An 11762-nucleotide genomic window follows, 5' to 3' on the forward strand; every position below is an offset into this window, starting at 1 on the left:
CCCCATGCAGTTCGAAGTACGTACCTTGTCGCCGGAGATGGTGATCGGCCGCCAGGTGGTCGACGGCCGCGACGAAGCGGACGCGCGCCGCCAGGTGGAGGCGCGCGGCCTGTTCGTCAGCGCCATCGCGCCGGTGCGCGGCGGCCTCGGCCTGCCCCTAGGCAGGGGCCAGGGCAAGTCGCTGTCGCTGGTGCTGTTCAGCCAGGAATTGCTGGCGCTGCTCACCGCCGGCCTGGGCGTGGTCGAGGCGCTGGAAGCGCTGCTGGAAAAGGAAGCCAGCCCCGCCACGCGCGGCGTGCTGGAACGCCTGCTGGGCGGCCTGCGCGAAGGCCAGCGCTTCTCGGCCGTGCTGGCCGAGCAGCCTGCATTGTTCCCGCCGCTGTACGTCGGCATCGTCAAGGCCGCCGAAGGCACCAGCGATTTGCCGCGCGCCCTGTCGCGCTTTATCGATTACCAGCAGCGCATCGACACGGTGCGCGCCAAGATTGTCAGCGCCGCCATCTATCCTTCCATCCTGCTGCTGGTGGGCGGCGGCGTCAGCCTGTTCCTGATTACCTACGTGGTGCCGCGCTTCGCCGAGGTCTACCAGGGCGCCGGGCGCAACCTGCCGTGGATGTCGCAGCTCATGCTCGGCTGGGGCCAGTTCGCCGCCGCCCACACCACCGCCTTGCTGGCCGGCCTGGCGCTGCTGCTGGGCAGCCTGGTGTTCGGCCTGCGCCGCCTGATGGCCAACGGCGGCCTGCTGCGGCTCATGTCGCGCCTGCCGGGCATCGGCGAGCGCGTGCGCATCTACGAGTTGTCGCGCCTGTACCTTACGCTGGGCATGCTCAGCGAAGGCGGCATCACCATCCTGCACGCCATCGACACGGTGCAAGGCATGGTCTCGCCGTCGGTGCGGCAAGGCTTGCAGGCCGCGCGCGCGCACGTCGAATCGGGCTTGCCGCTGTCGTCCGCCTTCGAGGCGAACGGCCTGACCACGCCGATCTCGCTGCGCATGCTGCGGGTGGGCGAGCGCACCGGCGACATGGGCCCCATGCTGACCCAGTCGGCTGCTTTCTACGACGGCGAAATCAGCCGCTGGATCGACCGTTTCACGCGCACGTTCGAGCCGCTGCTGATGGCCTGCATCGGCCTGGTGGTGGGCGCCATCGTGGTGTTACTCTACATGCCAATTTTCGATCTCGCTGGAGACATGTCATGATGCCAACCCCGGCCAGGGATGCGGCCAGCCCGGCGGTCCCGGCAATCGAGCATGCCATGCTGATCCGCGCCCGCGCGCGCGCCCAACAGAGCAAGCGCAGCCTGGTGGAAGAGCTGGAAGCGCTGACCGGCATCGAGCCGCGCCTGGCGGTGCACGCGCTGGCCCAGCCCTTCGGCCTGGCCGTGCTGGAAACGGTGGACATGCTCAGCTTTACGCCGGCCTTCGACCTGCTGCCGCTGTCGCAGGCCATGGCGCGCCGCTGCGTGCTGCTGCGCGCGCACGACGGCCTGCTGGTGGGCGTGATCGCCGACCCCTTCGACCTCGACCTGCAGACCTGGCTGGGCGCCCAGGCGCGCGCCACACCGCATACGCCGCTGCAAACGCGGCTGGCGCTGCAGGCCGACATCCAGGCCTACCTGTCCAAGCAGGAGGAATCGGCGCGCGCGGTGGACAGCCTGCTGCCCGGCGCCAGCGAGGGCCGGCGCGACGGCAAGACTGCCGCCGTGCTGTCCTTCGCCTCCGTGTCCGAGGCTGCCAGCCCCGCCGTGCGGCTGGTGAATTCCACCTTGTACGACGCGCTCAAGGCCGGCGCCTCCGACATCCACCTGGAAAGCACCGCCGGCGGGCTGGCCGTCAAGTACAGGGTGGACGGCGTGCTCGATCACGCCACCGCCGTCAACGGCATCGAAGTGGCCGAGCAGATCATCTCGCGCCTGAAGGTGCTGGCGGAACTGGACATTTCCGAACGGCGCATTCCGCAGGACGGCAGCTTCCGTGTCGAGGCGGGCGGGCGGGAGATCGACCTGCGCGTGTCCATCATGCCCAGCATCCACGGCGAAGACGCGGTAATCCGTATTCTGGACAAGCGTGCCATGATCGAGGCCTACGGCTCGCTTACACTGGAGGCGCTGGGCTTCGACGCGCCCTCGCTGGCCACGTTGCGCGTGCTGGCGCAGGAAGCCTACGGCATGCTGCTGGTGACCGGCCCCACCGGCTCGGGCAAGACCACCACCTTGTACGCCGCGCTCACCGAGATCCACAACGGCCGTGAAAAGATCATCACCATTGAAGACCCGGTGGAATACCAGCTGCCCGGCATCCTGCAGATCCCGGTCAACGAGAAGAAGGGCCTGACCTTTGCCAAGGGCCTGCGCTCGATTTTGCGCCACGACCCGGACAAGATCATGGTGGGCGAGATCCGCGACCGCGAGACCGCCGAAATCGCCGTGCAGTCCGCGCTCACCGGCCACCTGGTGCTCACCACGGTGCACGCCAACAATGTGTTCGACGTGTTCGGCCGCTTCACCCACATGGGCATCGATCCATACGCCTTCGTGTCGGCGCTGAACGGCATCTGGGCGCAGCGCCTGGTGCGCATCAATTGCCCGCACTGCGCGGCCGAATACACGCCCTCGGACCAGGAACTGGCCAGCGTCAACCTGACCCGCGCCGACGCCTTCGACTACCGCTTCATGGAAGGCAAGGGCTGCGGCGACTGCCGCGGCACCGGCTACAAGGGGCGCCGCTCGATTGCCGAGATACTCACGCTGAACGACGAAATACGGGAACTGATCGTGGACAAAAAACCGATCCGCCAGATCAAGGCCGCCGCCTACAAGAACGGCACCCGCAGCCTGCGCCTGGCCGCGCTCGAGCTGGTCAAGCGCGGCGGCACCACGCTGTCGGAAATCAAGCGGGTGACGCTGCATGCCTAGACTGCTCAACAGACTGCCGGGGCAGTCGCTGCGCATCGGCGTGTCGGGTTTCGCCGTGAGCCTGCTGAAGGTCAGCCGCTGGTTCGGCCCCCGCGCCGAGCTGCTGGCCGAGCAGCCGTTTTCGCCGGAAGGCGTCGGCGCGCTGCACGCCCATCATGCCATTGGCCTGGCGCTGCGCGAGCTGCTGGCGGGACAGGACGTGCAGGGCTGGCCGGCCGGCTTCGTGCTGGCCGACGACCTGGCCCGCATGTGGTCCGTCACGCCGCCGGCCCAGGCTGCGCGCCTGGCCGACCTGGAAGCGGCAGCCGCGCTGCGCTTTCACAGCCTGTACGGCGAACCGGCCGGCGGCTGGAAAATCGTCGCCGACTGGGACACCGGGCAGCCGTTCTTTGCCGCAGCCATGCCGCAGCCCTTGCTGGCGACGCTGGAGCAGGCCGCCGCCGATCACGGCATGGCGGTGGTGGAAGTGCTGCCGCATTTCGTGACCGCGTGGAACCGCTGGCAGGGCGCGCTCAAGGACGGCGCGTGGTTCGGCCAGGTGCACGACCATCTGCTGACGCTGGCCATCATCGCCAGCCGGCGCCTGCACGCGATCCGCGCAATGCCTGTGCCGCGCGGCGCCGACCAGTACTGGCTGGCGCAAACGCTGCAACGCGAAGCGCTGCTGGCCGGCGTGGACGCGCCGCAGCTGCTGCAGCTGTGCGGCCAGGTGCCGCCGCTGCTGGCCAAGCCCGCCGCCAACGCCGGGCAGATTTCCTGCAGCACGCTGGGCGCCGCCGCGCCGGGCGAGGACAGCTGGTCGCTGGCGAGCGTGCTGGCGTGCGGAGGGCTGGCCGCATGAGGAAAATGCGCATCGATTTCGCCGCGCCGGGCTGGCGCCGCGCGCTGTACCGGCTGGGCCGGGAACATCCTGCTGCGCTGGCAGGCTGCGTGCTGGGCCTGGCGCTGTGCGCCGGCGCCGCCCTGTACGGCTACCAGATGGTGCAGCAGCAGCGCGTCCGCGCGGCCCAGGTGCGCGAGCTGGAGCGCCGGCAGCAGCGCGCCTTGCAGGAGCAACAGCAGCAACTGGTGCAGCAGCGGCAGGGCGCACAGGGCGCGGCCGCCGTGCAGGCAGCCAAGGTGCGGATACCGGACGCGCAGGCGAAAGCCATCAACGCCGCCGTGCTGCAGCTGAACCTGCCGTGGCGCGACATGCAGGAAGCGGTGGGCGCGGCCACGCCGGCCAGCGTGGCCTTGCTGGCGCTGGAGCCGGACCCCAACAAGCAGATGCTGAAGATCAGCGCCGAAGCCAGGAACGCGGATGACATGATCGCCTACATCGAACAGCTCAAGCAGCAGGAATTTTTCGTTGGCGCGGCCTTGTCGCGGCATGAAATCAACGACACCGATCCAAACCGGCCGATCCGCTTCCAGGTCGAAGCGCAGTGGGGGGCGCGATGACGGCGCAAGGCACCAAGCAGCGCAAGCAGCCGGCGGCCTCGGCGCAGCTGTCCGTGCCGGCCGTGCTGCTGCGCGCGCGCCTGGCCGCTGTGCGCGCCGGCGCCGCTGGCTGCGTGGCGGCTTTACTGTGCGTGGCGGGCGCCGCGGCGTGGGCCTGGCTGATTCCGCAGCGCGCAGAGCAGCGCGTGGCGCTGGCCCGTCCGCTGCCGGCGCCGGGCGCGCTGGTGGTGGCCGCGCCGCCGCCGTCGGCCAATGAAAACCTGGCCCTGTTCCAGGAAACACTGGGTGAAAAGCGCTACGCCGAGCAGCACGTGAAGGTCCTGTTCGGGCTGGCCACGAAGGCGGGCCTGAGCCTGAACCAGGGCGAGTACAAGTTGGGCTACGACAAGGCCAGCCGCGTCGCCAGCTACCAGATCACACTGCCGGTCAAAGGCAGCTACCAGGCCATCTGGCAGTTCGCGCTGACAGCTTTGCGCGAACTGCCGTTCGCTGCGCTGGACGACATCGGCTTCCGCCGCGAGAACATCGGCGACACGCAGGTGGAGGCGCGCATGCGCTTCACGCTGTACCTGAAGGACTTGAAGGACGGCGCCGTGCCGGGGCAGCCATGACGCCGCGCCACATGCTGATGGCCGCCGCGCTGGCCGGCGCCGCCGGCCTGGTGATCTTCGGTGACAAGTCGCCTGCGGACGGCGAGGTCGCCGAAGCGGTGGATCGCCGCGCGCCCGCCGGTGCGCCGGCCGCCGCGCCCCCCGTAACTGCGCCGGTTGCCGCCAAGGGCGCACCGGCGGAGGTGCAGATCCTGCGCCTGCTGCCGCGCGCCGAACTGATAGGCGAGTCCGGCGAAGGCAGCTTCGGCGGGGCGGGGGGCGTGTTCGGCAGCCAGAACTGGGCGCCGCCGCCACCGCCACCTGCGCCGGCGCCGCCGCCGCCGCCGCCGCCGCCCCAGGCGCCGCCGCTGCCGTTCACCTACATCGGCAAGGCGGCCAGCGACGGCGCCTGGGAAGTCTTCCTGGCCCGCGCCGACAAGACCTACGTGGTGCGCGCGCAAACGGTGATCGACGGCGTCTACCGCGTCGACGCCATCGCGCCGCCCATGCTGAAGCTTACCTATCTGCCGCTGAATCAATCCCAGCAGCTCAATATTGGAGTTCCCGACTAATGGCCCGCATCCCACACCGCATGTTCAAAACCACGGCCATGGCCGCGCTGGTGGCGCTGGCCTTGGCCGGCTGCGCCGGCGAGATGGCGTTCCGCGAGGGCCGCGCCCTGGTCGAGCAGAACAATCCGGAAGCGGGCCTGGCCAAGTTCCAGGAAGCCATTTCCAAGGACCCGCAGAACGCGCAGTTCCGCTCCGCCTACTTGCTGACGCGCGACCGCGCCGCCGTGCAGTACCTGGAGCAGGCCGACCGCGAACTGGCCGATGGCCGCCGCGCCCCGGCCCAGCAGGGCTACCAGCGCGTGCTGGCGCTGGACCCGATGAACGAGCGCGCCCGCGCCGGCCTGCGCGCGGTGGAAGCGTCCGAGCGGCTGGAAAAAATGGTGGCCTCGGCCGGCGAGCTGGCCGCCAGGAAGGACTACGACGGCGCCCGGCAAAAGCTCAATGCCGTGCTGGCCGAAAAACCGTCCTACGAGCAGGCGCGCCTGATGCTGCGCGACGTAAACGAGAAGGGCGCCCAGCCGACTGCGGAGGCGGGCCTGTCGAAGGCCTTCAGGCAGCCCATCAGCATCGAGTTCCGCGACGCGCCGCTAAAGCAGGTGTTCGAGATTATCGCGCGCCGCTCCGGCCTCAATTTCGTGTTCGACAAGGACGTCAAGACCGACCAGAAAGCGTCCATCTTCCTGAAGAACAGCACCGTGGAAGCAGCGGTCTACTATCTGCTGATGACCAACCAGCTCGAGCAGCAGGTCCTGGACGGCAACACCATCCTGATCTACCCCAACGTGGCGGCCAAGCTGAAGGAATACCAGGAGATGGTGGTCAAGACCTTCTTCCTGGCCAACGCCGAGGCCAAGTCGGTGGCCAACACGCTGAAGACCATCCTCAAGTCGCGCGACGTGGTGGTGGACGAAAAACTGAATCTGCTGATCGTGCGCGACAATGCCGAGGCGATCCGCCTGGCCGAGCGCCTGGTGGCGCTGCAGGATGTGGCCGAGCCGGAAGTGATGCTGGAAGTGGAGATTTTGGAGGTGAAGCGCACGCGCCTGATGGAGCTGGGCGTGGCCTGGCCCTCCAGCGTCACCTTCGGTCCGCTGATCTCCTCCGGCGGCACGGTGCTGACGATTAACGACCTGAACCACCTGAACCAGCGCAGCATCGGCGTGTCGGCCGTCAACCTGACCGCCAACGCCAACAAGACCGACGGCGACAGCAAGCTGCTGGCCAATCCGCGCATCCGCGTGCGCAACAAGGAAAAGGCCAAGATCCTGATCGGCGACAAGGTGCCGGTGATTACCACCACCATCTCGCCCGGCACCGGCGGCTTCGCCAGCGAGTCGGTCAGCTACGTGGACGTGGGCCTGACGCTGAACGCCGAGCCCACCATCTACCTGAACAACGAAGTGGCGATCCGCGTGGCGCTCGAGGTCAGCAACCTGGTCAGCCAGGTGGAGACCAAGTCCGGCACCAAGGCTTACCAGATCGGCACCCGCCAGGCCACCACCATGCTGCAGCTGAAGGACGGCGAGAACCAGGTGCTGGCCGGCCTGATCAACAATGAAGACCGCAGTAACGGCAGCAAGGTGCCGCTGTTCGGCGACGTGCCCATCCTCGGCCGCCTGTTCGGCAGCACCACGGACGACAAGCAAAAAACGGAAATCGTGCTGTCGATTACGCCGCACCTGATCCGCAACGTGCAGCGTCCCGAAGCGGCGGCCGCCGAATTCTCGGCTGGCACCGAGGGCAATTTCCGCCGCCGTCCCGATCCCGCCGTGCGCACCACGGTGACGCTGCCGCTGGGCGCGCCCAGCGCGCCGGCAGCCCCGGTGCGTCCCGGCGCGCCGCAGCTGCCGCCGCCGGGCCAGCAAGGCCAGGGCGCCCAGCCGCTGCCGGTGCCGGCGCCCGGCCAGCCGCTGCCGGCCACGCCGGCCGTCTCCGGCGCCGATGCTTCCGGCACGGCGCCCGCGCTGCCGGCCAGTGCGCCGGCCGGCGTGCCGCTGTCCACCTCGCAACCCGGCCCCGCCACCAGCGTGGCCCAGCCCGAACCTGCGGCGCCGATACCGGCCCCGCCGCAGCCGCCCGCAAAATGAACCCGCGGCGCCGTGGCTTCACGCTGATCGAACTGCTGGTGACGCTGGCCATCCTGGGCCTGCTGGGCACGCTCGTGGTGCCGGTGGCCCAGGTGACCATACAGCGCCGCAACGAGCAGGAGCTGCGCCGCTCGCTGCACGAGATCCGCCAGGCCATCGACGCCTACAAGCAAGCCTACGACGACGGCCGCGTGGCCAAGAGCACCCTCAGCACCGGCTACCCGAAGAACCTGGAGCTGCTGGTGGAAGGCGTGCAGGACCAGAAAAACCCCAAGCGCAGCAAGATCTACTTCCTGCGCCGCATTCCGCGCGACCCCTTCAGTTCCGAGCCGGACGCCTCCGACGCGCAAACCTGGGGGCTGCGCAGCTATGCCAGCGACGCCGACCAGCCGCGCGAAGGGGAGGACGTGTACGATGTCTTTTCCCTGTCCGAGAAGACCGGCCTGAACGGCGTGCCCTATAAAAAATGGTAACGATGAACAAAGCCCAACGAGGATTCACGCTGATCGAGCTGCTGGTGGTGCTGGGCATCATCGCGCTGCTGCTGACGCTGGCCGTGCCGCGCTATTTCCCCAGCGTCGACAGCGCCAGGGAAACCATCCTGGCCGACAACCTGCGCAGCACCCGCGCCACCATCGACCAGTACTACGGCGACACCGGCCGCTACCCCGACACGCTGGAACAGCTGGTGGAGAAAAAATACCTGCGCGCCGCGCCCATCGATCCCATCACCGAGAGCAGCACCACCTGGGTGCTGGTGCCGCCGGAAGACGGCAGCAAGGGCGGCGTGGCGGACCTGAAGAGCGGAGCGCCCGGCAATGACCGCCATGGCAAGCCCTACGCGGACTGGTAGGCCGGCCGGGCGCCGCCGCGCCGGTTTCACCTACATCAGCCTGATCATCCTGGTGGCCATCATCGGCCTGGTGGGCGCGACCGCCGTCAAGCTGGGCGCGGTGATGCAGCGCAGTGCCGCCGAGCGTGAATTGCTCAACATCGGCGCCCAGTTCAGCGACGCGCTGCAAAGCTATGCCAAGGCCACGCCGCCCGGCCAGCCGACCCAGCCGCCTTCGCTCAAGGAACTGCTGCTGGACCCGCGCTTTCCCGCCGTGCGGCGCCACTTGCGCAAGATTTTTGTCGATCCCATGACCGGCAAGGCCGAGTGGGGCATCAGCTACGCGGCCGGCACCACCGGCGTGGTAGCGGTGTACAGCCTGTCCGACGCCAAGCCTGTCAAGATCGGCAACTTCCCGGCGCGCTTCCAGGGTTTCGAAGGCAAGCAGCGTATCGCGGACTGGAAATTTGTCAGCGCCGGCGACGCCCAGCCTTTGCCGGGGCAGCCGCCCACCAGCCAGCCCCGTCCCGGCCAGCCGCCGCTGCCTGGCCAGCCGCCATCCGGCGCCGTCGCTGGCGCCGGAGCGCCGCCGGCCGACGCGCCCGCCGAGCCGGCCGAGCCGGCCGAACCGCCGGCCCCGCCCGAGCCCGCCACCCGGCCCGAGCCGCCGGCCGAGGAGGCCAAGGCGGACGAGACCAAGCCCGATCCCGACCTGCCGCCTGAGCCGCAAAAGTGATCCAACAAGCCCGGATGCCCTCGCATGCCGGGCTTTTTACTGATCCAAATATTGCTGTGCAACATAATTAAATTACTTGCATAAATTACTTTATTATCGGAAATTAAATATAATCAAAAGAACAAGACTTTTAATGTATTTATGCTATGCTGCCTTCGCAGTCCCGATTAAACGTTGGTTGGCTCATCAACCAATAACATCAACTTTTTAAGGATAACCTATGAAATTGAAACTTATTGTTGCGAGCCTGTTGGCCGCAGCATCCTTCGGCGCCTCGGCGGCTGATCAGCTGGTCATTCTGGATGACAACCCGCTGGCGAACAACTTCTTCCAATCCGTCAAATCCCCGGTCGATGATGTGCTGTCGGGCGGCTCCGACGTGATCACTTTTGGCGGCCTGGCACCAGGCCTGTACGAGATCGTTGTGACGATCAGCGGCCAGAACCTGACCTTCGACGGCACTCTGTCGAACCTGAACGGCACCACCGGCAGCGTCTTCAACGACGGCAAACTGCGCTTCTTCGGCGTTGAGCACAGCGGCGCTGCGCCATTCGTGCTGAACCTGTTCGGCGTAGGCGGCGTGGGCGCCAAGTACAGCGGCGAAGTGAGCGTAACGGCAGTTCCGGAACCAGCTACCTACGGCATGCTGTTGGGTGGCCTGGGCATCCTGGCTTTCCTGGCTCGCCGCAAAAAAGATACTGACGCATGAGGCGGGATCAAGCTTAAAAAAACCCGCGCAAGCGGGTTTTTTTGTATCCGGGGCACTGGCGCGATGGCTGCGCTACTTGGCGCGCCTTTTAAAGTCGCGGAAACGGAAGCCCATAATAAATAATGCCAGGAAATAAATTACCGCACAGATAGTTATTAAAAGAAATAATATACCTGCACGCAGGAAAGGTTGGTGGCTCATTGCAAGCCAGTCAAATTTTGCTGCAGCGAACCATGCGGCGGCACCCATGAAACCGACTGCAACCAATAGTTTCAAATAAAATTTCCCCCAGCCAGCTTTGGGCTGGTACACGCCGCGCCGGCGCAAGCCCCGGTACAGGAAGGCGGCGTTGATGCAGGCCCCCAAACCGATGGAAAGCGCGAGTCCGGAGACGGCGATGTAGGGTACAAACAACAGATTCATGAGCTGCGTGGCAATCAGCACGCCCACGGCGATCTTCACCGGCGTGCGGATGTCCTGCTTGGCGTAAAACGCCGGCGCCAGTGTCTTCACCAGGATAATGCCGATCAGGCCGGCGCTGTAGGCCATCAGGGGCTGGGCCGACATGATGGCTGCCTCGGCGGTGAATTTGCCGTAGTGGAATAGCGTGCTGATCAGCGGCACCGCCAGGGTCGCCATGCCGACCGCGGCCGGCAGGGCCAGCAGGAAGGTCAGGCGCAGGCCCCAGTCCAGCAAGTCCGAGTATTCCTCGTGGTCGGCGTCGGCATTGGCCTTTGCCAGGCTTGGCAGCAAGATGGTGCCCAGCGCCACCCCCAGCATGGCGGTGGGGAATTCCATCAGCCGGTCCGCGTAGGACAGCCAGGAGATGCTGCCCTCGGCCAGGCGCGAAGCAATGCTGGTGTTGATCATCAGGCTGATCTGGGCCGCCGACACGGCGAACACGGCCGGCCCCATCTTTTTCAGCACGCGCCGCACGCCGCCGTCGCGCAAGCCGACCATGGGATTCAGATAGAGGCGCGGCAGCATGCCGATGCGGATCAGCGCCGGTACCTGGATGGCCACCTGCAGGATGCCGCCGACGAACACCGCGATGGCCATGGCGTAGATCGGCTGCGCCAGGTGCTGCGCCAGGAACAGCGAGGCGGCGATGAAGCTCAGGTTCAGCAGTACCGGCGTGAACGCGGGGATCTTGAACTGGCGCCAGGTGTTCAATATGCCGCCGGACAGCGCCACGAAGGACATGAAGGCAATATAGGGGAACATCAGCCGCGTCATCCAGACCGAGGCGTCGAAGGCGTCCGGCGTGCTGCGCAGGCCGGTGGCAATCAGGTAGACGAACAGCGGGGCGCCTATGATACCGAGCGCGCTCACCAGCACCGTGGCCCACACCAGCGTGGTGGCCACATGGTCGGCCAGGTCCTTGCTGGCCTGCTGCCCGTGCTGGTTCTTGTATTCGGCCAGGATGGGCACGAAGGCCTGCGAGAACGCGCCCTCGGCGAACAGCCGGCGCAGCAGGTTGGGAATGCGGAAGGCGACGATGAAGGCGTCCGTGTAGGCGCCGGCGCCGAAAGCGCGCGCGAACAGGCTTTCGCGCAGCAGGCCGGTGACGCGGGACAGCATGGTCATGCTGGAGATGGCAGCGAGGGTTTTGAGCAGGTTCATGGGCGGCGATTATAGCGGGCGCGTCCGCCGCGCAGGCTTAAGGCCCCGTGAAACTGCTGCAAAAAGAGCAATTTGCCATTTTGGGAATTGCCCTGCCGCCAAAAGCCCGCTATAATTTAAGGCTGTACAGATTTCAGTATCGCAGACACTAATGTTTTGCCAGCGTCCCTTGGCTTACATGGTTAGGCAGACAGACTGAACAAACACCTGTTTGGCAAACGCTATTGTTTGCAAACGAACTTTGACAACGATTAGGA

12 protein-coding genes are annotated in these 11762 nt (G+C 66.7%); 11 read left to right on the forward strand and 1 reads right to left on the reverse strand.

The features are described 5' to 3' along the window. Positions 1-4: 4 nt before the first annotated feature. From AC6H42_RS31240 to AC6H42_RS31290, 11 genes are all read left to right on the forward strand, one after another. Complete coding sequence (locus AC6H42_RS31240) at positions 5-1201, forward strand: type II secretion system F family protein (protein WP_057158782.1); 1197 nt, start codon at positions 5-7, stop codon at positions 1199-1201. After that, a complete protein-coding gene (locus AC6H42_RS31245; protein ID WP_057158999.1) occupies positions 1201-2916 on the forward strand; it encodes a GspE/PulE family protein in 1716 nt (571 codons plus the stop codon). Before AC6H42_RS31240 ends, AC6H42_RS31245 begins: the two co-directional genes overlap by 1 nt. Further along, positions 2909-3757: a hypothetical protein gene (locus AC6H42_RS31250; RefSeq protein WP_057158781.1), complete on the forward strand. Its 849-nt coding sequence runs from the start codon at positions 2909-2911 to the stop codon at positions 3755-3757. The genes AC6H42_RS31245 and AC6H42_RS31250 overlap by 8 nt, the downstream gene beginning before the upstream one ends. Beyond that, positions 3754-4356 carry a PilN domain-containing protein gene (locus tag AC6H42_RS31255; RefSeq protein ID WP_057158780.1) on the forward strand — a complete coding sequence of 201 codons (603 nt, stop codon included), beginning with the start codon at positions 3754-3756 and terminating at the stop codon, positions 4354-4356. The genes AC6H42_RS31250 and AC6H42_RS31255 overlap by 4 nt, the downstream gene beginning before the upstream one ends. Continuing rightward, positions 4353-4967 (forward strand): hypothetical protein, encoded by a 615-nt coding sequence (locus AC6H42_RS31260; RefSeq protein WP_057158779.1) that lies wholly within the window; start codon positions 4353-4355, stop codon positions 4965-4967. The genes AC6H42_RS31255 and AC6H42_RS31260 overlap by 4 nt, the downstream gene beginning before the upstream one ends. After that, positions 4964-5518, forward strand: a complete 555-nt coding sequence (locus AC6H42_RS31265) for a hypothetical protein (protein WP_497549753.1) — start codon at positions 4964-4966, stop codon at positions 5516-5518. The genes AC6H42_RS31260 and AC6H42_RS31265 overlap by 4 nt, the downstream gene beginning before the upstream one ends. Further along, positions 5518-7605 carry a secretin GspD/PilQ domain-containing protein gene (locus tag AC6H42_RS31270; protein WP_057158777.1) on the forward strand — a complete coding sequence of 696 codons (2088 nt, stop codon included), beginning with the start codon at positions 5518-5520 and terminating at the stop codon, positions 7603-7605. Before AC6H42_RS31265 ends, AC6H42_RS31270 begins: the two co-directional genes overlap by 1 nt. Then, positions 7602-8078, forward strand: coding sequence for a type II secretion system protein (locus AC6H42_RS31275; RefSeq protein WP_057158776.1), 477 nt, complete (start codon positions 7602-7604; stop codon positions 8076-8078). The genes AC6H42_RS31270 and AC6H42_RS31275 overlap by 4 nt, the downstream gene beginning before the upstream one ends. After that, on the forward strand, positions 8072-8458 hold the full coding sequence (locus AC6H42_RS31280) for a type II secretion system protein (protein WP_057158775.1): 387 nt from the start codon (positions 8072-8074) through the stop codon (positions 8456-8458). Before AC6H42_RS31275 ends, AC6H42_RS31280 begins: the two co-directional genes overlap by 7 nt. Further along, on the forward strand, positions 8424-9173 hold the full coding sequence (locus AC6H42_RS31285; RefSeq protein WP_497549754.1) for a type II secretion system protein: 750 nt from the start codon (positions 8424-8426) through the stop codon (positions 9171-9173). Before AC6H42_RS31280 ends, AC6H42_RS31285 begins: the two co-directional genes overlap by 35 nt. A 220-nt stretch (positions 9174-9393) precedes the next feature. Beyond that, positions 9394-9882 carry an FxDxF family PEP-CTERM protein gene (locus tag AC6H42_RS31290; RefSeq protein WP_057158774.1) on the forward strand — a complete coding sequence of 163 codons (489 nt, stop codon included), beginning with the start codon at positions 9394-9396 and terminating at the stop codon, positions 9880-9882. Positions 9883-9954: 72 nt separating this feature from the next. On the opposite strand, the gene murJ is transcribed toward AC6H42_RS31290, so the two are convergent. After that, positions 9955-11505 carry a murein biosynthesis integral membrane protein MurJ gene (gene murJ / locus AC6H42_RS31295; protein ID WP_497549755.1) on the reverse strand — a complete coding sequence of 517 codons (1551 nt, stop codon included), beginning with the start codon at positions 11503-11505 and terminating at the stop codon, positions 9955-9957. Positions 11506-11762 lie beyond the last annotated feature (257 nt).

This window comes from Massilia sp. NBRC 108631 (genome assembly GCF_059704565.1).

What these genes read in the sequence shown, in the direction of transcription:
- AC6H42_RS31240 (WP_057158782.1), top strand. Translation starts at nt 5, where the DNA reads ATGCAGTTCGAAGTACGTACCTTGTCGCCGGAGATGGTGATCGGCCGC.
- AC6H42_RS31245 (WP_057158999.1), top strand. Translation starts at nt 1,201, where the DNA reads ATGCCAACCCCGGCCAGGGATGCGGCCAGCCCGGCGGTCCCGGCAATC.
- AC6H42_RS31250 (WP_057158781.1), top strand. Translation starts at nt 2,909, where the DNA reads ATGCCTAGACTGCTCAACAGACTGCCGGGGCAGTCGCTGCGCATCGGC.
- AC6H42_RS31255 (WP_057158780.1), top strand. Translation starts at nt 3,754, where the DNA reads ATGAGGAAAATGCGCATCGATTTCGCCGCGCCGGGCTGGCGCCGCGCG.
- AC6H42_RS31260 (WP_057158779.1), top strand. Translation starts at nt 4,353, where the DNA reads ATGACGGCGCAAGGCACCAAGCAGCGCAAGCAGCCGGCGGCCTCGGCG.
- AC6H42_RS31265 (WP_497549753.1), top strand. Translation starts at nt 4,964, where the DNA reads ATGACGCCGCGCCACATGCTGATGGCCGCCGCGCTGGCCGGCGCCGCC.
- AC6H42_RS31270 (WP_057158777.1), top strand. Translation starts at nt 5,518, where the DNA reads ATGGCCCGCATCCCACACCGCATGTTCAAAACCACGGCCATGGCCGCG.
- AC6H42_RS31275 (WP_057158776.1), top strand. Translation starts at nt 7,602, where the DNA reads ATGAACCCGCGGCGCCGTGGCTTCACGCTGATCGAACTGCTGGTGACG.
- AC6H42_RS31280 (WP_057158775.1), top strand. Translation starts at nt 8,072, where the DNA reads ATGGTAACGATGAACAAAGCCCAACGAGGATTCACGCTGATCGAGCTG.
- AC6H42_RS31285 (WP_497549754.1), top strand. Translation starts at nt 8,424, where the DNA reads ATGACCGCCATGGCAAGCCCTACGCGGACTGGTAGGCCGGCCGGGCGC.
- AC6H42_RS31290 (WP_057158774.1), top strand. Translation starts at nt 9,394, where the DNA reads ATGAAATTGAAACTTATTGTTGCGAGCCTGTTGGCCGCAGCATCCTTC.
- murJ (WP_497549755.1), bottom strand. Translation starts at nt 11,505, where the DNA reads ATGAACCTGCTCAAAACCCTCGCTGCCATCTCCAGCATGACCATGCTG.